Here is a 20,735-nt window from a genome sequence, read left to right as displayed (position 1 = left end):
GCACCCATGAAATTAATCCTGTAATTTTTCATGAAATTTCTTGACAAGAATTTCACGACGCCACCCCATGGACAAACAAGAAGAACTGGCCGCCCTGGCGATCCTGATCCACGACCTGCGCAAGCACAAGAAACTCACCCTGACCCAACTGGCGCAAAAAATCGACCGGTCGGTGGGTTTCCTGTCCCAGGTGGAGCGCGGCCTGTCCCGGCCGACGGTGGCCGACTTGACCGCTATCAGCCACGCCCTGGATGTGCCCACCACCTACTTCTACAGCCTGTCCAAACCCAAGGCAGTGGATTGGGTCACCCGGCCCAACGAACGGCGCACGGTGTATTACGCCAACGGCATCACCGACATCCTGGTCTCGCCGAGCATGCAGGGGGCGTTCTCGATCCTCGACAGTTTGCTCGCCCCCGGCGCCAACAGTGGCGAACAGACCATGAGCGACCGTGCCGAACAAGCCGGCTACGTGCTGGAGGGTGAGTTGACGCTGTGGGTCGAGGGCGAAACCGATTCGGTGACCCTGGGCCCCGGCGACAGCTTTCACCTGGCCAGCTTCGCCCACTGCCGTTACGGCAACCTGACCGATCTGCCCGCCCGCGTCCTGTGGGTCTATAACTGAGCGCCGATCACGGCACACAAAGGAGCGTCACCCGTGCAAAGCAAGTCTTCCACGCTGTTGGCCGAAGTCCGGACCTTTCGCCAGAACCATCCTGAGGTGCGCTACGTCGACCTGATCGCCCTGGACATTCCCGGGCACTTCTACGGCAAGCGCTACCCGGTGGAGATGCTGGAGAAAGTCGCCGCCGGCAGCCCTCTGAAACTGCCACAGAACGCCGTGCTGCTCGGCGCCCAGGGCGGTCTGTTCAAGATTGGCGATTACTGCTTCAACGACGGCGACCCGGATGCCAATCGCCGCCTGGTGCCTGGCACCCTCAAACCGGTGAGCTGGGAGGCGCAACCCCTGGGGCAGATGCTGATCACCTCGGACGGCACCGACGCGCCTATCGAGTTCGAACCTCGCGAAGTGCTGGCCAAGGTTCTGGAGCGCCTGCACCGCAAGGGGATTCACCCGGTGGTGGCCTTCGAACTGGAGTTTTATCTGTTCGATAAAAAACTCGACGACGGCCTGCCGCAATTTGCCCGCGACCCGTTGAGCGGTGACAGCGACGATCAGCCCAACCTGCACATCGAGCGCCTGTCGCGCTTTGGCACGGTGCTGGATGACATGGCGCAAACCGCCAAGGCCCAAGGCCTCGACATCACCGTGATCACCGCAGAACTGGGCCCGGGCCAGTTTGAAATCAATTTCGGCCACCTGGATGACGGCCTGCGCGCCGCCGACTGGGCCGCCCTGTTCTGCCGCAGCACCCGTGGTGTGGCCCTCAAGCACGGTTACCGCGCCAGCTTCATGGCCAAGCCGTACTTGCAGCATCCGGGCAGCGGCATGCATGTGCATGTCAGCCTGTATGACCCGGCGGGCAATAACCTATTGGCAGCCCATCAGCAGCAACCGCTGCGCCACGCGGTGGCCGGTTGCCTGGAACTGCTGCCCCATTGCATGCCGATTTTCTCGCCCAACCACAACGCCTTCCGCCGCCTGGGTGGTACGGTCAATGCCGCGACCCGTGCTTGCTGGGGGTTTGAGGATCGCGATGCGTGTGTGCGTATCCCTGAGTCCGACCCGCGCAACCTGCGGATTGAACATCGGCTGGCCAGTGCCGACGCCAATCCGTACCTGGTGCTCGCCGCCATTCTGGTGGGCCTGGAGCATGGCCTGGACGCCGGCCTCGAGCCCATCGCGCCCCTGAACGAAGACCGCAATAGCGGTGCAGATTTCCCTCTGGAAATGCTCGATGCAGTGCGTGCCATGCAGCATCAACCGGCATTGCGCGAAGGGTTGGGGGCGGAGTTTGTCGACGTCTATTGCGAAAACAAACGCCAGGACCATCTGGCCTTCCAGCAGGAGATCCATGCGCGGGAATATCGCTGGTATCTGTAAACCTATAAACCTATAAACCTATAAACCTATAAACCTATAAACCTGTAGCCGCTGCCGAGGCACGAGGCTGCGATGCGTGTCCGCAGGAGCGCCCTCGGGGGTCGCTTCGCAGCCCATCGCAGCCTCGTGCCTCGACAGCGGCTACACAATAAAAGGAATTGCCCATGACCGACCAAAGCGCCCCGGCCCTCAAGGAAATCTTCAACGTCGAACGCCTGCAACACATCGCCACTGAGATGACCGCGGTGTACCCGGCGTTCAACGCCAAGGGCTTCCTCAAGCACGCCAAGGCCGGGCTGGCTGAGCTGTCGGTGATGCAGCGCATGGCCCGGGTCAGCGAAAGCCTGCACGCGGTGATTCCGCTGGATTATCCGCAGACGCTAAAACTGTTGTATGCCCTCGCACCTCGGATCAACAGCAGCTTCGTCAGCCTGTTCCTGCCTCACTTCGTGGCGAGCTACGGCACCGATGACTTCAAGCGTTCCATGGCGGCCCTCAAGTATTTCACCACCTTTGGTTCCGCCGAATTTGCCGTGCGGCATTTCCTGCTACGGGACTTCGAACGCACCTTGATGGTGATGCAACAGTGGTCGCTGGACGCCAACGAGCACGTGCGACGCTTGGCAAGTGAAGGTTCCAGGCCGAGATTGCCCTGGTCGTTTCGCCTGGCCCAGGTGCAGGCAGACCCAACGCTCTGCGCCTCGATCCTCGATAACCTCAAGGCCGACAGCAGTCTTTACGTACGCAAGTCAGTGGCCAATCACCTCAATGACATCACCAAGGACCATCCGGACTGGGTGCTGACCCTGATCGAAGGCTGGTCGCTGGATAATCCCCACACCGCCTGGATCGCCCGCCATGCCCTGCGCAGTTTGATCAAACAGGGCAACACCCGGGCGCTGACGATCATGGGCGCGGGTGCTAAAGCCGAGGTGAACATCCAGCACCTGAAGGTGACGCCTGCGGTGGTCAAACTGGGTGACCGAATCAACCTGTCCTTCACCCTGGAATCGATCGCCAACGCCCCGCAGAAACTGGTGGTGGATTACGCCATCGACTACGTGAAAAGTGCCGGCCATAGCGCCGCCAAAGTATTCAAGCTCAAGGCCTTCACCTTAGGCGTCGGTGAACACCACGCGATTACCCGAGCCCAACACATACGTGAATTGACCACCCGCAAGCACTACCCTGGCAAGCACACGGTGCATGTGCTGGTTAATGGCGAAAAGCTGGCCAGCACTGAGTTCGAACTGCAATCCTGAACTACTCTCACACAACGGAAGGCTCTATCTCGGGCATTTCAGAGAAATAAATTGTCGGACAATACTGGCATTATCATTTGCGATCCATTATCATTTGGCGCCTTCTCGGTACCAGTATGGTGCCTGTGACAATGTTCCACTTGAGGCGCCCATGCACCGTTTACCGTTTTACCGCCCTTTGATTTGCGCCAGTCTGGGGCTTGTCAGCCACCCCGTGTTTGCCGCGCTGCAACCTGTGGCCGAAGCGCCGCTGGCCAGTGACACCGAACTGCACTGTCACTTCAATCGCGACGCCAGCACGGACTGCACCACCACCTACCACTACACCATTCTCAAGCCCAGCGGCCGGGAAATGCTCTCGCGGATCGACTTCAGCTACCCGGAAGGCGACGGGTTCGAATTGCTCAAGGCTGAATCCATAGAACCCGGCGGCAAACCGGTTCCCCTGGACAAGACACAGATCGACACCCGCACCGCCCCCAACCCGGACCAGGGCTTTTCCCGGGAGAAACAAACCTCCCTGGCCTTCCCTAACCTGCGGGTCGGTACACAAGTGCGCTACACGGTGCGCGAGCATCACGCCGCCAAGCCCTTGATGACCGAGTTCCACTACGCCCTGCAGTTCGGCCCCAGCGCTGCACGCCGCGACCGGTTCAAGATACGCTTCACCGCCGAACGCCCGATCGAGTGGCGCAGCGAGTTGATGGACGGCTTCACCCTCACGCCGTCGGCCAACCGCAAGACCCTGGACGTGGTGCAAAAGGCCCCGACCTACGTCAACTACATCAACGAGTCCGCCAACGCCTACATCCGTATGAACCCGCGTATCGAAGTGGGCAGTTCGCTGGATCGTCAGCAGTACTTTGGCCCTTTTGCCCAGCGCTACAACGAAATCCTCGGCGCGAATTTGCCAACCCACAGCGCCGCCGCCGTGGCCAGCGCTCTCGACTTGCCACACGCGCAAAAAGTCTCGGCGCTGATGCAGCACATCAACGATCACTACCGCTACTTGGGCGACTGGCGCGCGTCGGATCGCGGTTATATACCGTTCAGCCTGGCGCAGATCGAACAGCACGGTTACGGCGACTGCAAAGACCTGTCGACCTTGCTGGCAGCGATGCTCAAGGCCAGCGGGATCAAGGCCGAAAGCGCGTGGGTCAGCCGAGGCGATGTGGTCGAATCCCTACTGATTCCGGGCACTAATGCGCCGAACCACGCCATCGTCCGTGCCGAAGTCGACGGCAAGGTGTGGTGGCTGGACCCGACCAACCCGGTCTTCGCCCCCGGCCAGACCCTGCCCGACATCCAAGACCGCTGGGTACTGGTGAGCGACGCCCAGGGCCAGGTGCGTGAAGAACACATCCCGCTGCAGTCCGCCGACACCACGCTGATCCTCGACAAACATGAACACTTCGATGCCAAGGGCAACGCCCACGTCTCAGCCACCGTCGACTTCCGCGGCCTGCCGCTGATGCACCTGAGCGTCGCCGATCGCCAACAAGGCACCACGGCCACTGACCAGAACATCTGCGACAACTTCGGCAAGCAGATCACCGACTGTCAGGTCAAACGCCCTGCCACCGCGTTTGTGGTTCCGGCCACCTACAAGGTCAGCGCAACCCTGACCGACCTGCGTCCGATGGAGCCGCTGGGGGGCGACCACCTCTACACCGACAGCCTGCTGCAAGACAATTGGGATGGACTGCTCAACTACCGGCGCAATGCCCAGTTGGGGGATTTGTACATGGGCAACCCCGAGACGCTCGACTACACCATCACCCTTTCCGGTGGCCGGTTCGACAAGGATATCCAGGGCTGCCAAGTGCGCTCGCCGTGGTACGACCTCGACCTGAAAGGTGATCGGGTCAAAGGCGACTGGCGCTACCACTACACGCTCGTCCAGAAAAAACGCTGGTTGAGCCATGATGAGATCGTCAGTGCGCCGTTTGAGAAAATGCTCAACGAAGCCCGCGCCTGTGGAGAGCAGGTGCGTCAGGTGGTGAAGCTCTAAGCCTCAGCGCAAATCCAATGTGGGAGTGGGCTTCTGTGGGAGCGGGCTTGCTCGCGAATGCGGTGAATCAGTCAGCAAATATATTGACTGACACCCTGCTTTCGCGAGCAAGTCGAATCGTCGCACCGCCGCTCCCACATTTTGATCAGCGATCATCATTGCCCCAGCAACAACCCCTGCTCCCGCGCGCACAATTCCACCACGTAATCCCACAACACCCGCAACCGCACCGACTTGTGCAGCTCGCGCCTTGAACTGATCCAGTAACTGCGCTGGATACTTTCCCCCGGCAACAGCGGCACCAAATCCGGATCCCCTGCCGCCATGAAGCACGGCAACACGGCAATCCCCAACCCCGAGCGCGCCGCCTGGTGCTGGGCGATGACGCTGGTGCTGTGGAACACCACCTTTGGATTGCGGCAAAAGCTGCTGAGGAATTTCAGTTCCTGGCTGAACAGCAGGTCATCGACGTAATCGATCCAGGCATGTACCGCCAGGTCTTCGCGCTTTTCAATCGGCGGCGTTCGGTCCAGGTAGCTGCGGCTGGCATAAAGGGCCAGGCGGTAGTCGGTCAGTTTGCGGGTCACCAGTTGGTCGACGCTGGGCCGTTCCAGGTGGATGCTGATTTCCGCTTCGCGGTTGAGGATGCTGACAAAGCGCGGTACCGCCACCAGTTCCACTTCCAGCCCCGGATAACGCTCGAACAGACCACCCATGCGCCCGGCCAGAAACATCACGCCCAGCCCTTCGGCCACGCCAAGGCGAATCTTGCCCAGGGGTGCGGCGGAATGAGTCAACTCCTCCTCGGCCAGCAGCGCGACGTTTTCCATGGCCTCGGCGTGCTTGAGCAGCGCTTCGCCGGATGGCGTCAATTCATAGCCTTGGGCGTGCTGGACAAACAGCGCGGTGCCGAGGCTTTTCTCGATCGCCTCGATGTGCCGGGCCACCGTGGCGTGGGTGGTTTTCAGGCGTTGCGCGGCAGTGAGCAGGCGTCCGCTACGCTGTAACTCAAGAAAGAACCGTAGATCATTCCAGTCGAACATCTCGCCTCCCCTCACTCAATAAGAGCAGCACTGTCTAAAAACGCACAGCAGGTGGGTAAAAACTAACATTTTTAAGACGAAAACTAACAACTAGGATGGAACCAATAAGAAAAACAAGCGAGACCTCAGATGCCCATTGCAACTGCGCAATACGATTACGTAGTGGTAGGCGCCGGCCCCGCAGGCTGCCTGCTGGCCAATCGGCTCTCTGCCAACCCTGCCCATCGCGTGCTGCTGCTTGAAGCCGGTGGGCGCGATAACTATCCCTGGATTCATATCCCCGTCGGCTACCTCTTCTGCATCGGCAACCCGCGCACCGATTGGTGCTTCAAGACCGAAGCCCAGGAAGGCCTGCAAGGCCGTGCCCTGAGCTACCCACGAGGCAAGGTGCTGGGCGGCTGCTCATCGATCAACGGCATGATTTATATGCGCGGTCAGGCCCGGGACTACGACGGCTGGGCGGCTGAAGGCAACCCCGGCTGGGCCTGGGACGACGTGCTGCCACTGTTCAGGCAGAGCGAAAACCATTTTGCCGGCGACTCGCCGTTTCACGGTGACGGCGGTGAATGGCGCGTGGAACAGCAGCGCCTGCACTGGCCGATCCTCGATGCCTTTCGCGATGCGGCCGAGCAAAGCGGCATTGCCAACATCAGCGACTTCAACCAGGGCAATAACGAAGGGTGCGGTTACTTCCAGGTCAACCAGAAATCCGGGGTGCGCTGGAACGCGGCCAAGGCGTTTCTCAAGCCGATTCGCCAGCGCCCCAACCTCACGGTGTTGACCGGCGTTGAAGTCGACCGTGTGCCGCTGGAAAACGGCCGCGCCGCCGCCGTCATCGGGCGCCAGCAAGGCCAGCAAATCACCTGGCGAGCGCGCAAGGAAATCGTCCTGTGCGCCGGCGCCGTCGGCTCGCCCGGCATCCTGCAACGTTCCGGCATTGGCCCGGCCAGTGTGCTCAAGCCGCTGGGGATTGAGGTATTGCATGAATTGCCCGGTGTCGGCGGCAACCTGCAGGATCACCTGCAATTGCGGCTGATCTACAAGCTGGAAAACGCTCGCACCCTGAACCAGATCGCCGGCACGTTGTGGGGCAAGATGGGCATGGGTTTGCGTTACCTCTACGACCGCAGCGGCCCACTGTCCATGGCGCCCAGCCAGCTTGGCGCGTTTGCACGCTCGGGGCCGGAGCAGACCTCGGCCAACCTCGAATACCACGTGCAGCCGCTGTCCCTGGAGCGCTTCGGCGAGCCCTTGCACGCCTTCCCGGCCTTTACCGCGTCGGTCTGTGACCTGCGTCCGCAAAGCCGTGGACGCATCGATATTCGCTCGGCCAATCCGGCTGATGCGCCGCTGATCCGCCCTAACTACCTCAGCCATCCGGAAGACTTGCGGGTCGCCGCCGACGCGATTCGTCTGACCCGACGTATCGTCGGCGCACCTGCGCTGCGTCAATTCAACCCAGTGGAGTACTTGCCCGGCGAAGAATTGCAGAGTGACGAACAACTGCAAGAAGCCGCCGCGCGGATCGGCACCACCATCTTTCACCCGGTGGGCACCTGCCGCATGGGCAGTGACAAGGACGCCGTGGTCGACGCGCAATTGCGGGTGCATGGCGTCCCCGGCCTGCGTATCGCCGATGCCTCGATCATGCCGCGCATCACCTCCGGCAACACCTGCTCACCGACGCTGATGATCGCGGAAAAAGCCGCGCAGCTAATCCTTTCGCCGAACACAAGGAGCTTCGCCCCGGAGAAAGAACTCGTTACCGCAATCTGAACAGCGGCGCCGATCCGGCGTCGACAGTGGAACAACAATAAATAATCACTGTGAGGGCTACCCAATGTCAGAACATGCTCAACCCCTGGACCCCGTTATCGGCGTGCGATCCAGTAACGACACGCAAAAAGTCATCTTCGCCTCCTCCTTGGGGACGGTGTTCGAGTGGTATGACTTTTTCCTGTATGGCGCCCTCGCGGCGGTGATCAGCAAGCAATTCTTTGCCGGGGTCAACGACACCACAGCGTTCATCTTTGCGCTGATGGCCTTTGCGGCAGGCTTTGTGGTGCGCCCGTTTGGCGCGCTGGTGTTCGGTCGACTGGGGGACATGATTGGGCGCAAATACACCTTCCTCGCCACCATTATCCTGATGGGCCTGGCGACTTTTTGCGTCGGCCTGCTGCCCACTTATTCGAGCATCGGCATCGCCGCGCCGATCATTCTGGTGGCGCTGCGCATGCTTCAGGGCCTGGCCCTGGGCGGCGAGTATGGCGGCGCGGCCACTTACGTGGCTGAGCACGCACCGGCCGGCAAGCGCGGCTTCCACACCAGTTGGATTCAGTCCACCGCCACTCTCGGCCTGCTGCTGTCGTTGCTGGTCGTACTGGCCTGCCGTTACTTCACCGGTGACCAATTCGAAGTCTGGGGCTGGCGCCTGCCGTTCCTGCTGTCGATCGTGCTGCTGGGGGTCTCCACCTGGATCCGCATGAGCCTGCATGAGTCGCCGGCCTTCCTGAAAATGAAAGAAGAAGGCAAGACCAGCAAGGCGCCGATCCGCGAGTCCTTCGGTAAGTGGGAAAACCTCAAGGTGGTGCTGATCGCCCTGTTCAGCATCAACGCCGGGCAAGCCGTGACGTTCTACGCCGCGCAGTTCTATGTGCTGTTCTTCCTCACCCAGTTCCTGAAGATGGACCCGGCCCTGGCCAATATGCTGCTGATCATCAGTGTGGTGATCGGTGCACCATTCTTTATCTTCTTCGGCTGGCTGTCGGACAAGCTGGGGCGCAAGCCGGTGCTGATGGTCGGCCTGCTGCTGGCCACCGCGCTGTACTTTCCGATCTTCAAGGGCCTGGCCCACTACACCAACCCGGCGATGGACCAGGCCAGTACCCAGGCGCCCATCACCGTATTGGCGGACCCGGCCACCTGCACCTTCCAGTTCGACCCGGTGGGCAAGGCGCGTTTCGACAGCCCGTGCGACAAGGTCAAGACCTTCCTGGTGAAACAGGGCCTGCCCTACCACAGTGCTGCGGCCCCAGCGGGCAGTGCGGTGCAAGTGAGCGTGGGTGACGTGCGTATCGACGGCTATGACGAGGCCGCCCTGAAAGGTGCGGTGACACTGGCGGGTTACCCGCAATCGGCCGATGTAGCACAGGTCAACAAAACCATGGTGGTGGTGCTGATCGTCGCGCTGATCCTTATCGCTGCGATGTGCTACGGACCGCTGGCGGCGCTGATGGTGGAACTGTTCCCCACCCGCATCCGCTACACCTCGATGTCCCTGCCCTACCACATCGGCAACGGCTGGTTCGGCGGCTTCCTGCCGACGGTATCGTTTGCCTTGGTGGTGTACACCGGCGATATCTTCTACGGCTTGTGGTACCCGGTGGTGATTACCGGGGTGAGTTTGATTGTCGGGCTGATTTGCCTGAAAGAAACCAGGAATGTGGACATCGATAACAACTGAAGAATGCCCAAGTCTCATTGCGCTGGAGTTCCAATGTGCTCGCGGGGACCGTTGTAGCCGCTGCCGAAGAATGAGGCTGCGATGGGCAGCGTAGCGGCCCCAGGGCGGTCCTGCGGACACGCATCGCAGCCTCATTCTTCGGCAGCGGCTACAAAGGCCTTCACGCGCAAGCCTCCACATTTGGTTTTTGGGTTGAACACATAAATTGCTGTACATCCATACAGATAATAGTTGCTGAAATCCGCTGTACTGAGCATCCTGCACACCATCAATCCGATTCGAATGTGGTGACCATGCGGCTGTTCCTCTGTGAAAAACCGTCCCAGGCCAAGGATATCGCCGCCGTGCTCGGTGCAAGCCGGCGTGGCGACGGTTGCTGGCTGGGGCCGGGCGTCACGGTGACCTGGTGCATTGGCCATCTGCTGGAAACCGCCCCGCCCGACGCCTATGACGCCAAATACAAACGCTGGGTACTGGCCGACCTGCCCATCGTCCCGGAAAAATGGAAGATGCTGGTCAAACCCAAAACCGCCAGCCAATACAAGGCAGTCAAGCGCCTGCTCGGGGAAGCCCAGGAACTGGTAATCGCCACCGACGCCGACCGTGAGGGCGAAATGATCGCCCGGGAACTGGTGGAGCATTGCCGTTATCGCGGGCCGATCCAGCGCTTGTGGCTGTCAGCACTGGATGAGGCCTCGATCCGCAAGGCCCTGGCCGCGCTCAAACCCGGTGCTGAAACCTTCAGCCTGTATCACTCGGCCCTCGGGCGATCCCGAGCCGACTGGCTGATTGGCATGAACATGAGTCGCCTGTTTACCTTGCTGGGGCGCCAATCCGGTTATCAGGGCGTATTGCCGGTCGGCCGGGTGCAAACCCCGACCCTGCGCCTGGTGGTCGACCGCGATCGCAGCATCGCCGACTTCGTCCCCGTGGCCTACTGGGCCATCGATGTCGATCTGCTCCACGACCACATCACCTTCACCGCCCAATGGCGCGCCACCGAAGACGCCTGTGACGACCAGGGCCGTTGCCTGAACCCGCAACTGGCCAGGGATGCGGCAGCCGCCATGAGCAACGCCGCTACCGCGCGGTTGATCAAGCTGCGCACCGAGCGCATGCGCGAAGTCGCACCCCTGCCCTTCGACCTCGGCACGCTGCAGGAAATCTGCTCGAAAAAGCTCGGCCTGGGCGCCCAGGAAACCCTGGACATTGCCCAATCACTCTACGAAACCCACAAAGTCATCACCTACCCGCGCAGCGATTGCGGCTACTTGCCCCTGAGCCAACACAGCGACGCGCCAGGCATTCTTGCTGCGCTGGGTCGGGCTGATCAGGCGGTCCAGACGTTGATGCCGCACATCGACCCGCAACGCCGCTCCCGAGCCTGGAACGACGCCAAGGTCAGCGCCCACCACGGCATCATCCCCACCGGCGCAGGCAAGGACCTCGGGCAACTGACCGGTAAACACCGGGCGGTCTACACCCTGATTCGCGCCCGCTACCTGGCGCAGTTCCTGCCCAACCACGAATACGACCGTACTCAGGCTGACTTCGATTGCGCGGGCGAAGCCTTGCGGGCGGTGGGTAAAGTCATCGTCGAACCCGGTTGGAAACGTGCATTGCCCGAAGCACTGGCACCAGCCAAAGGTCGTGAAGCCCCTGCGCCGCAATCCTTGCCGATGCTGGTACAGGGTAATGATTACGCCGTGGCCAAGGTCAACCTCAAGGACTTGTGGACCCAGCCGCCCAAGCCCTTCACTGAAGGTAACCTGATCAAGGCGATGAAAAACGTCGCCAAACTGGTGGAAGACCCACTGCTCAAACAGAAACTCAAGGACACCACCGGGATTGGCACCGAAGCCACCCGTGCCGGGATTATCCAGGGCTTGCTGGACCGGGGTTATATGGTGAAAAACGGCAAGGCCCTGTCGGCGACACCGGCGGCGTTCAGCCTGATCGATGCGGTGCCTCGGGCGATTGCCGATCCAGGCACTACGGCCATCTGGGAACAAGCCCTGGACATGGTCCAGAGCGGTGAAATGAGCCTGGAAGAATTTGTCGCCAAACAGGCCGCCTGGATGAGCAAGCAGATAGCGCGCTGCACTGGCATGCGCTTGACCATCAGCGGTCCGGCCAGTCCCGCAGGACGTGGCGCCGTGCCGTGGAAAAACAAACGCAAACCGGCCAAGCGCAAGACAAGCGCAGCTCCGAAAAGGGCAACAAAACCGGCAAGCAAAGGCTGAAACAACCAAAAATTCCCGACAATGACGTTTTTCGACCGGTTATGTGGCGCTTTGGACCTTGCCCCGTCGCGGGCGGTCTAGGATTCTGTAGGAACTGCTAACCTCCCAACGATAACAACACCGGAGTGGCCTCCATGAAAACCGTTGCGCAACTGCTCAAGTCCAAAGACCAGCAAAACCAGCAAGTCCACACCATTCCCCATGACCACACGGTGTTTGAGGCGCTGATCGTGATGGCGTCGAAAAACGTCGGGGCCTTGCCGGTCATGAAGGATGGAAAGGTAGCCGGGATAATCAGTGAGCGTGACTACGCCCGTAAGGTGATCCTCCATGGTTTGTCCTCCGTGACGACCAAGGCCTACGAGATCATGAATTCACCGGTGATTACCGTTGACACCCACCAGAGTGTCGAGACCTGCATGAATATCATGACCGACCGCCATCTGCGGCACCTGCCTGTGGTAGAGAACGGAGAACTCCTTGGCCTGCTGTCCATCGGTGACCTGGTCAAGGAAGCCATCGCCGAACAGGCCGACCTGATCAAACAATTGGAACAATACATTCGCGGCGAATGAGGGCTCCATGCTCGATCCCCTGGACCATCAAACCGATACTCACCTCGACATCCTGCACCGGGCCATGGCCGAACGGCGGTTTCTGGTCCTGACCGGTGCGGGTATCAGCACGTCTTCGGGGATTCCCGATTATCGCGACAGCGAAGGCGTGCGCCGGGGCAAGGCGCCGATGATGTATCAGGATTTTCTGGCCACCGCGCAAGCGCGGCGACGCTACTGGGCGCGGGCGATGCTCGGTTGGCCGAGGGTACGCCTCGCGCAGCCGAACAAGGCCCATCTCGCGCTGGCGACCTTGCAAGAGCGTCAGCTCATCACGGGGCTGATCACGCAGAACGTCGACACTCTGCATGATCAGGCTGGCAGCCGTGACGTGATTGAATTGCATGGCAGCTTGCACCGGGTGCTCTGCCTCGACTGCCATCTGCGCAGCGAGCGCGACCTGATACAGCACCTGATGGAGGCCGAGAACCCCTACCTCGCCGGTGTCGACGCCATCCAGGCCCCCGACGGCGACACGTTGCTGGACCCTGCCTTCGAAGAGCGTTTCCTGGTGCCCCACTGCCCGCATTGCAATGGCCAGCGGCTGAAACCCGACGTGGTGTTTTTTGGTGAGAACGTCGCCCAAGCCACCGCAACCAGGGCGATGGCCGCCGTGGAGCACGCCGAAGGATTGTTGGTGGTGGGCTCGTCGCTGATGGCCTATTCGGCCTTTCGCCTGTGCAAGACGATGGTTGACCAGGACAAACCTGTCATCGCCATCAACCTGGGTAAAACCCGGGGTGATGAGCTACTGCAGGTAAAGATCGAAGCCTCCTGTGAGCGTTTGCTACCCCTCTTGGTAGAGCGGTTGGGGCAGTAGAAACCACCCGACCAACCGCACAAAAAATGACGCATAAGTCACGTTTCCACGCATTCTCCCGCCCCCACAACGATTTATGTAGTGCTCAAAAATAATCACTACATAATCGTTGACGTAACCTTTTTGTAATTGCATGATTCAAGCGTCTCCCGGATCGGGAGCGTTGGTAACACGCGTTTTGAACAAGCTCGTCTGACCGCCGAGCTGTTTTTTCCGGATGTGCACTGCCCACAAGGCAGATTGATGAAGCTGACCGGCCCGAAAGGATCGGTACAAGGAGCTCAAACGCTGCTTGTCTTCGTTATGAAACCATTGCGTAGCAGTTCATCAGCAAGACTACATGCATCAGGTTCAAGACCCTGCCCGTACTCGGCAGACCGTCACTGACGCCCGGTTTTCGGAACCGGAGACAACTAACGAATCAACTGAAGATCGCCAACTGGTCAAGGGGCTTACACATGAATCTGAACAACCAACCAACTATTGAAGAATTGGCTGAGATGTTCGCAGCGCAGAAAGACAAGCTCGACGACCATATCCTCTGGATTGGTAAATCGGGCCAGGTCCATATTGACTGCCTGGCGCCCCATACCTTGGAAGAAGAGTTCGACAACAATAACCGCGAACTGGCCGCACGCCTGAAGATGTACCGCCGTGGCCAGGGTTATGTCGGCAAAAAGGCTGCCGCCGATCGCAACTTTATCGAGCAGGTGTTCCACACACTTAATACCGAATGGCAGAACCTCAAGGGCCACTCGCAGGTTAAAGTAATCGATAGATACTGCTGAAACCCGCCACTCGATTAAAGGTGGGAGCTGTTTGTCTGCGATAACGGTTTAATAGTCGACAACTATGTTGAATGTTAAATAGCTATCGCAGGCAAGCCAGCTCCCACACGTATTTGTGCCAACTTAAAGCCCTGGGAAACATCCCTTCCCCGCCTCATCTCGAAAAATATCAAACATGGCTTGGGCCGCCGCCGACAGTTCATGACCGGGTTTGGTCAAGACACCAATCGGCCGTTCGATCACCGGGGCCCGAAGGGTGATGCAATGGGCGCCCGCCTCCTCCATCTGCCGCGCACAGAGCGCCGGCACCGCGCTGACACCCAATCCACTGGCAACCATTTTGCCCACTGTTGCCAATTGATGGCTCTCCAATGCCACCGGCAACTTCATGTTCAGGGCCCCCAGGTGTTCTTCCAACATCACCCGCACCGTGGATGGTCGCTGCAAGGTAATGAAGGGTTGCTCCAGCAAGGTTTTCCAGTCGATCTCGGCCATCCGGGCCAATGGCGAATCACCCGGCACGACCGCAATAAAACGATCCAAATACAGTGGGGTAAACGCCAAGGACGAACCGGCCGACGGCTCGAACGCCACGCCTAACTCCACCTGACGGTCGCGAACCATCTCCAGCACCTGCTCGTTGATCACGTCGTTGACCGTTACGTTGACCTGGGGATAGCGCGCACGAAAGATCTTCAGCACCGGCGGCAGCAAGTTGCCGGCGAACGATGGCATCGCCGCAACTGTTACCCGCCCGCGCTGCAAGGTGAAGCGCTGGCGCAGTTCGTCCTCGGCGTTATCCCAGTCGGCAATCAGGCGCCGGGCCAGGGGCAACAGCGACTCGCCTTCGGGCGTCAGCGCGACGTTGCGGGTATTGCGGCTGAACAAGCGCCCACCCAACCCTTCTTCCAGGCCTTTGATGGTCAAGCTCAAGGCCGACTGGGAAAGGTGCAAGCGCTCACACGCGGCGGCAAAACTCAGGCTCTGGGCCACGGCAAGAAAGGCCCGCATCTGTTTAACTGTCATGACGCTGCTCCAGACAACCGACGATTGTGCTGTTTTTTAAATCAATCAACCTTAAAAAACAACTTAACAAATCAATTCGTCAGCGCAACACTCGGGGCATATGGCTAGCCCACAAACAATAAAAGAGGTGCATATGGCAGGTTTCGATAAACGCGTGGCGTCCTATGAGGAAGCGCTGGCGGGTCTGGAAGACGGTATGACGGTCCTCGCCGGTGGCTTTGGCCTGTGCGGGATCCCGGAAAACCTCATCAATGAGATCAAGCGCAAAGGCACCCGCGACTTGACCGTGGTTTCCAACAACTGCGGCGTCGACGGCTTCGGTTTGGGCGTGTTGCTGGAAGGCAAGCAGATCAGCAAAGTGATCGCCTCCTACGTCGGTGAAAACGCCCTGTTCGAGAAGCAATTGCTCAGCGGCGAAATCGAAGTGGTCCTGACGCCCCAAGGTACCCTGGCGGAAAAAATGCGCGCTGGCGGCGCCGGTATCCCGGCCTTCTTTACTGCCACCGGCGTTGGCACCCCAGTGGCCGAAGGCAAGGAAACCCGCGAATTCAACGGTCGCCCATACCTGATGGAAGAATCCATCACCGGCGACTTTGCCATCGTCAAAGGCTGGAAAGCCGACCACTTCGGTAACGTGATCTACCGCCACACCGCACAGAACTTCAACCCGCTAGCCGCCACCGCCGGCAAGATCACCGTGGTCGAAGTCGAAGAAATCGTTGAACCGGGCGAGCTGGACCCGTCGCAGATCCACACCCCTGGCATCTACGTCGACCGGATCATCTGCGGCACCTTCGAGAAGCGCATCGAACAGCGCACCGTCCGCAAATAATCCCGTCCCAGCCCGAATAATAAGGAGACAAAACATGGCGCTTACCCGCGAACAAATGGCTCAACGCGTCGCCCGCGAAATGCAGGACGGTTTCTACGTCAACCTCGGCATCGGCATTCCGACCCTGGTGGCCAACTACATCCCCGACGGCATGGAAGTGATGCTGCAGTCGGAAAACGGCTTGCTGGGCATGGGCCCCTTTCCGACCGAAGAAACCATCGATGCCGACATGATCAACGCCGGCAAACAGACCGTCACCGCCCGCGTCGGCGCCTCGATCTTTTCCTCCGCCGAGTCCTTCGCGATGATTCGCGGCGGGCATGTCGACCTGACGGTGCTGGGTGCTTTTGAAGTCGACGTCCAGGGCAACATCGCCTCGTGGATGATCCCCGGCAAGCTGGTCAAAGGCATGGGTGGTGCCATGGATCTGGTAGCCGGTGCGGACAACATCATCGTGATCATGACCCACGCCTCCAAGGACGGTGAGTCCAAGCTGCTGAGCCGTTGCAGCCTGCCGCTGACCGGTGCCAACTGCATCAAGCGCGTACTGACGGACCTGGCTTACCTGGAAATCGAAAATGGCGCTTTTGTCCTCAAGGAACGCGCACCTGGCGTCAGTGTTGAAGAGATTGTCAGCAAGACCGCCGGTAAACTGATCGTCCCGGACCATGTTCCAGAAATGCAGTTCGCTGCCCAGTGAGGAAAGATTCCATGCAAGACGTCGTCATTGTTGCTGCCACCCGCACCGCCGTGGGCAGCTTTCAGGGCTCCCTGGCCAGTATCCCGGCACCGGAGCTGGGCGCTGCGGTGATCCGCCGCCTGCTGGAGCAGACGGGCCTTGACCCCGCGCAAGTGGACGAAGTAATCCTCGGCCAAGTACTCACCGCAGGCTCGGGCCAGAACCCCGCACGCCAGGCTTCCATCCTCGCCGGCCTGCCACACGCCGTGCCGGCCATGACCCTGAACAAGGTTTGCGGCTCAGGCCTCAAGGCCCTGCATTTAGGAGCGCAAGCGATCCGTTGCGGTGACGCCGACGTGATCATCGCCGGCGGCATGGAGAACATGAGCCTTGCGCCCTATGTCCTACCAGCCGCCCGCACCGGCCTGCGCATGGGTCACGCCAAGATGCTCGACAGCATGATCACCGACGGTCTGTGGGATGCGTTCAACGACTACCACATGGGCATCACCGCCGAGAACCTGGTGGACAAGTACGGCATCAGCCGTGAAGCCCAGGATGCGTTCGCCGCTGCGTCCCAGCAAAAAGCCACTGCCGCCGTTGAGGCCGGGCGTTTTGCCGATGAGATCACGCCAATCCTGATTCCCCAACGCAAGGGCGACCCGATTGCCTTCTCGGTGGACGAACAACCCCGTGCTGGCACGACGGCAGAATCCTTGGCCAAGCTCAAGCCGGCGTTCAAGAAAGACGGCAGCGTTACCGCTGGCAATGCTTCCAGCCTCAACGACGGCGCCGCTGCGGTGCTGTTGATGAGTGCTGACAAGGCCAAGTCCCTCGGCCTGCCGGTACTGGCCCGCATCGCGAGCTACGCCAATGCTGGCGTTGATCCGGCGATCATGGGCATTGGCCCGGTCTCGGCCACCCGTCGTTGCCTGGACAAGGCCGGCTGGAAACTGGATGACCTGGACCTGATCGAAGCCAACGAAGCCTTTGCCGCGCAGTCGCTGGCAGTGGGCAAGGAACTGGAGTGGGATGCGGCCAAGGTCAACGTCAACGGCGGCGCGATTGCCATCGGTCACCCGATCGGTGCGTCAGGTTGCCGAGTGCTGGTGACCCTGCTTCACGAAATGATCAAGCGTGATGCCAAGAAAGGTCTGGCGACCTTGTGCATCGGTGGCGGTCAGGGTGTGGCATTGGCGCTCGAACGCAGCTGACTTGTAGCGAGCAACACAGAACAGGCCCGACTGTGACGAGCGGGCAAGCCCGCGTTGGACTGCGAAGCAGCCCCAATACAGACACCGCATTTTTTCAGACCGATTGAGGTGTCAGGTTTTAGGGCCGCTTCGCAGCCCAACGCGGGCAAGCCCGCTCGCCACAGGTCTTGCTTGGTCAAAAAATCGTGATCAGCCCTGGACCTGCGGCACCGCAAACACCGCACTCGCCCGCACTACCACCTTCTCCCCCACCTGCAAGCTGACTGTAGCAAACGCCATCTGCCGGCCACGCTTGTGGTTATCCAGCCGCACCTCGATCCACTCTCCCACCTGCACGGCGCCCATATAGTCCAGGGTCATGCTCGCCGTAATCAGTGCCAGCGGCGGCTCGCTGGAAAACGCCATGGCGTAACCCATGCCGATATCCGCCAGGGTTGCCAACACACCACCATGTACTGTGCCGCGCCCATTGGCGTGACGCGGGTCGGCACGCAGGCCGATTTCCAGTTGCAGGCCTTCGCCCCGGCAATACACCGGACCAAGCAGGTCCAACAGCGGGCTGCTGCGGGCTAGAGGGATGAAACCTTCAGGAATAGTGATCATGACGAGTTCCTCTTGGGAGTCTGGCTTGAGGTGTAACTCGGCGTGCCTATCGCAGCTATCAAGATCAGCCCCGCAAATCCCCGGCGATACTTTGCGTTAATCCCCAAGAACCGCTTTAATCGCCTTCGACCTCCTGCTTATTCCCCAAGGAACCGCAATGCGCCACCTGGACGGCAATCCCTCCCTGCTCCGCAACACCGTACTGATCCTGTTCGCCGGCCTGGCCCTTGGCGGTTGCTCGCCCAAGACCCATTCCGAAGCCACAGTAATCAGTGGCGAACAAGGCCGGGCCGGTGCGCAGTTAGCCTATGAGCACGAGTTGAACCTGTCCCTGCCCGCCGCGCTGCTGGCGCCACGCATGCAGGCGACACGCGAGGCTTGCGAATCGGCGCGCTTTGGCGCCTGCAATATCCTGGGCATCAAGGAGGACAGCAGCGGTGGCGAGATTGTCTTGCGCATCGCACCCACCGGTGTCGAACCGATGGTGGCCATGGCGGCCGAAGGTGGGAAACTGGGCCAGCGCATCACCACCGCCGAGGACCTGGCCGACGCTGTGGCCGACGTTCGCCGCCGTCAGGAACGCTTGCTGGCGCAGCAACAGCGCCTGGATGAGCTGGCCAAGCGCAAGGACATCACCGTGGGTGACCTGATCACCTTGAGCAAGGAACAAGCGAGCATCGAGAACGACTTGCAGGAGCTGGCCCAGGCCGCCGCCGGCCAGCAGCGGCGCCTGGACACCAACCGCGTGACCCTGAACTTCCGGGCCTCCGACGGTTCGCAGCAGCAGTCACGCTTCAGCCGGATGTTCAGCAACCTGGGGGACAACCTGGTGAACGGCACCGCCGATGCCCTGGAACGGGTCAGCTATGTGTTGCCGTTCGTGATCCTGGCCTTCCCGGTGTTGTGGTTGTGGGTCTGGTTGTGGCGCAAGTTCGTCAAGCGTCGCACCTAACGCTTCATGCACCGCTGATAGCGCTCATCCACCCGCTTGGCGAACCAGGCCGTGGTCAGGTTACGGGTGATCTTCGGGCTTTTCAGCACGATGCCCGGCAAGATCGCCCTAGGCAATGGCTTGCCCTCGGCCTTCTCGGCCAGGGCAAAGACTCGTTGATAGAGGGTGGTTTCTTCAAAATCCAGGCGGTCGCCCTGCTCCAACTGACTGCGGATGCTGGTGTTCCGCATATCCAGGGACTTGCCCAACGAACGCACCGCCAGTTCGGTCGTGCCGGGCAAGATTGAGCCGTAGCGGATCAGATCCCCATCCAACGCCAGTGACTTCCCCGAGACGCGGTTCACGGCCGCCTGGAACGCAGCATTGCGGCTGGCGTACCAGCCGGCGTTGAAGTCGGCGAAGCGGTACAGCGGCTGGTCGTAGTTCACCGGATAGCCCAGCAAGTGAGCAATGCCGAAATACATACCGCCACGCCGGGTGAAGACTTCCCGACGAATTGTCCCGTCAACTGTGTAGAGATAACCCCGAGCCTGCTTCTCAGCGAAGGCGATACTGACTTGCATCGGGCCTGCGGTGTGCACCGGGTTGAAGCCACCAAACAAGGTATTCCCCAATGGCACAACGCTGATGAAGTCGTCAAAAATCCCGCTCAGGTCCTTTTCCGTACGCGCAGCACTCAAGCGATCGGCGTAGGACTTGCCCGTGGGCGAGCGCAATTGCAGCGCGGTACGCACCAGCACGGCCGGAATGTGCACCTTGCCCGCACGCCGGAGGATTTCGTCCTGGGCAATCTTGCCCATGTTCGGTACTGGCGGGTCGACCTGATAGGTGGACTCCTGCTCGGTCACTGCCAGTACCGCGCAGATATTTTCAGTGCTGGGGTAAATTTTCTGGGCATTGAATGCGGTGTAGATGTCCTGGGCCCAGCCAGACCGGTCCGCAACTTTAGCGGGTAGCAACCGCACAATCTGCGCCTTGACCTCGGCTTCGCTGCGCTCCGGCTGTTGCCGGGTGCCTTGGCTGGAGCAACCGGCCAGCACCAGCAGCGTAGTCAGGCAGAGAATCAGGTGGGATGAGGACATGGGGCTTCCTTGGACGACGATGGGCAGTCATGGCGGACAAGTCTAACGCGGGTTTGCCGACCTGCTGTACTCGCCAGCCACAGCGCAACTGTGACAGG

Annotated in this window: 18 protein-coding genes; 14 read left to right on the top strand and 4 right to left on the bottom strand. The window is 60.4% G+C overall.

From position 1 onward, the window contains the following. Positions 1-67 precede the first annotated feature (67 nt). The 4 genes from HKK55_RS06970 (at position 68) to HKK55_RS06955 (ending at position 5,278) form a co-directional block, all read left to right on the top strand. Positions 68-625 carry a helix-turn-helix domain-containing protein gene (locus HKK55_RS06970; RefSeq protein ID WP_169353972.1) on the top strand — a complete coding sequence of 186 codons (558 nt, stop codon included), beginning with the start codon at positions 68-70 and terminating at the stop codon, positions 623-625. A 33-nt stretch (positions 626-658) separates the two neighbouring features. After that, positions 659-2,005: a glutamine synthetase family protein gene (locus HKK55_RS06965; protein ID WP_169353971.1), complete on the top strand. Its 1,347-nt coding sequence runs from the start codon at positions 659-661 to the stop codon at positions 2,003-2,005. Positions 2,006-2,169: 164 nt separating this feature from the next. After that, positions 2,170-3,267, top strand: a complete 1,098-nt coding sequence (locus HKK55_RS06960; protein ID WP_169353970.1) for a DNA alkylation repair protein — start codon at positions 2,170-2,172, stop codon at positions 3,265-3,267. Between the two features lie 151 nt (positions 3,268-3,418). Then, positions 3,419-5,278 (top strand): DUF3857 domain-containing transglutaminase family protein, encoded by a 1,860-nt coding sequence (locus HKK55_RS06955; protein ID WP_169353969.1) that lies wholly within the window; start codon positions 3,419-3,421, stop codon positions 5,276-5,278. Between the two features lie 155 nt (positions 5,279-5,433). On the opposite strand, the gene HKK55_RS06950 is transcribed toward HKK55_RS06955, so the two are convergent. Further along, positions 5,434-6,321, bottom strand: coding sequence for a LysR family transcriptional regulator (locus HKK55_RS06950; protein WP_169353968.1), 888 nt, complete (start codon positions 6,319-6,321; stop codon positions 5,434-5,436). Between the two features lie 129 nt (positions 6,322-6,450). Here HKK55_RS06950 and HKK55_RS06945 point away from each other — a divergent pair, with 129 nt between their 5' ends. The 6 genes from HKK55_RS06945 to HKK55_RS06920 all read left to right on the top strand — a co-directional run bounded on the left by HKK55_RS06945 (position 6,451) and on the right by HKK55_RS06920 (position 14,249). Continuing rightward, positions 6,451-8,097 (top strand): GMC family oxidoreductase, encoded by a 1,647-nt coding sequence (locus HKK55_RS06945; RefSeq protein WP_169353967.1) that lies wholly within the window; start codon positions 6,451-6,453, stop codon positions 8,095-8,097. A 64-nt stretch (positions 8,098-8,161) separates the two neighbouring features. Beyond that, positions 8,162-9,784, top strand: a complete 1,623-nt coding sequence (locus HKK55_RS06940; protein ID WP_169353966.1) for an MFS transporter — start codon at positions 8,162-8,164, stop codon at positions 9,782-9,784. A gap of 293 nt (positions 9,785-10,077) precedes the next feature. Then, on the top strand, positions 10,078-12,027 hold the full coding sequence (locus HKK55_RS06935) for a DNA topoisomerase III (RefSeq protein WP_169353965.1): 1,950 nt from the start codon (positions 10,078-10,080) through the stop codon (positions 12,025-12,027). Between the two features lie 134 nt (positions 12,028-12,161). Then, entirely contained in the window at positions 12,162-12,602 is a 441-nt protein-coding gene (locus HKK55_RS06930) for a CBS domain-containing protein (RefSeq protein ID WP_169353964.1), read from the top strand. A 7-nt stretch (positions 12,603-12,609) separates the two neighbouring features. After that, positions 12,610-13,461 carry an NAD-dependent protein deacetylase gene (locus tag HKK55_RS06925; protein ID WP_169353963.1) on the top strand — a complete coding sequence of 284 codons (852 nt, stop codon included), beginning with the start codon at positions 12,610-12,612 and terminating at the stop codon, positions 13,459-13,461. Between the two features lie 458 nt (positions 13,462-13,919). Continuing rightward, complete coding sequence (locus tag HKK55_RS06920) at positions 13,920-14,249, top strand: hypothetical protein (protein ID WP_169353962.1); 330 nt, start codon at positions 13,920-13,922, stop codon at positions 14,247-14,249. Positions 14,250-14,372: 123 nt separating this feature from the next. On the opposite strand, the gene HKK55_RS06915 is transcribed toward HKK55_RS06920, so the two are convergent. Beyond that, positions 14,373-15,275, bottom strand: coding sequence for a LysR family transcriptional regulator (locus HKK55_RS06915; protein ID WP_169353961.1), 903 nt, complete (start codon positions 15,273-15,275; stop codon positions 14,373-14,375). Positions 15,276-15,408: 133 nt separating this feature from the next. On the opposite strand from HKK55_RS06915, the gene HKK55_RS06910 reads away from it, so the two are divergent. From HKK55_RS06910 to HKK55_RS06900, 3 genes are read left to right on the top strand one after another with little or no spacing between them, the layout of a single operon-like run. Next, the gene (locus HKK55_RS06910) at positions 15,409-16,107 is read left to right on the top strand and encodes a CoA transferase subunit A (RefSeq protein WP_155584608.1); all 699 of its coding nucleotides are present in this window, start codon (positions 15,409-15,411) and stop codon (positions 16,105-16,107) included. Positions 16,108-16,141: 34 nt separating this feature from the next. Further along, positions 16,142-16,807: a CoA transferase subunit B gene (locus tag HKK55_RS06905; protein ID WP_169353960.1), complete on the top strand. Its 666-nt coding sequence runs from the start codon at positions 16,142-16,144 to the stop codon at positions 16,805-16,807. An 11-nt stretch (positions 16,808-16,818) separates the two neighbouring features. After that, positions 16,819-18,000: an acetyl-CoA C-acetyltransferase gene (locus HKK55_RS06900; protein ID WP_169353959.1), complete on the top strand. Its 1,182-nt coding sequence runs from the start codon at positions 16,819-16,821 to the stop codon at positions 17,998-18,000. A 189-nt stretch (positions 18,001-18,189) separates the two neighbouring features. Here HKK55_RS06900 and HKK55_RS06895 read toward each other — a convergent pair whose 3' ends face one another. Continuing rightward, positions 18,190-18,603, bottom strand: a complete 414-nt coding sequence (locus HKK55_RS06895) for a PaaI family thioesterase (RefSeq protein WP_169353958.1) — start codon at positions 18,601-18,603, stop codon at positions 18,190-18,192. Positions 18,604-18,760: 157 nt separating this feature from the next. On the opposite strand from HKK55_RS06895, the gene HKK55_RS06890 reads away from it, so the two are divergent. Then, a complete protein-coding gene (locus tag HKK55_RS06890; protein WP_169353957.1) occupies positions 18,761-19,555 on the top strand; it encodes a DUF4349 domain-containing protein in 795 nt (264 codons plus the stop codon). Here the strand turns inward: HKK55_RS06890 and HKK55_RS06885 are convergent. Next, entirely contained in the window at positions 19,552-20,637 is a 1,086-nt protein-coding gene (locus HKK55_RS06885; RefSeq protein ID WP_169353956.1) for a DUF1615 domain-containing protein, read from the bottom strand. The two genes, HKK55_RS06890 and HKK55_RS06885, sit on opposite strands and share 4 nt — an antisense overlap. Positions 20,638-20,735: the final 98 nt, after the last annotated feature.

Origin of the sequence: Pseudomonas sp. ADAK18, from assembly GCF_012935695.1 — a bacterium.
Lineage (GTDB): Bacteria > Pseudomonadota > Gammaproteobacteria > Pseudomonadales > Pseudomonadaceae > Aquipseudomonas.
The sequence above is the reverse complement of the archived record's forward strand: the minus strand, read 5'-3'. Positions and strand labels throughout refer to the sequence as shown.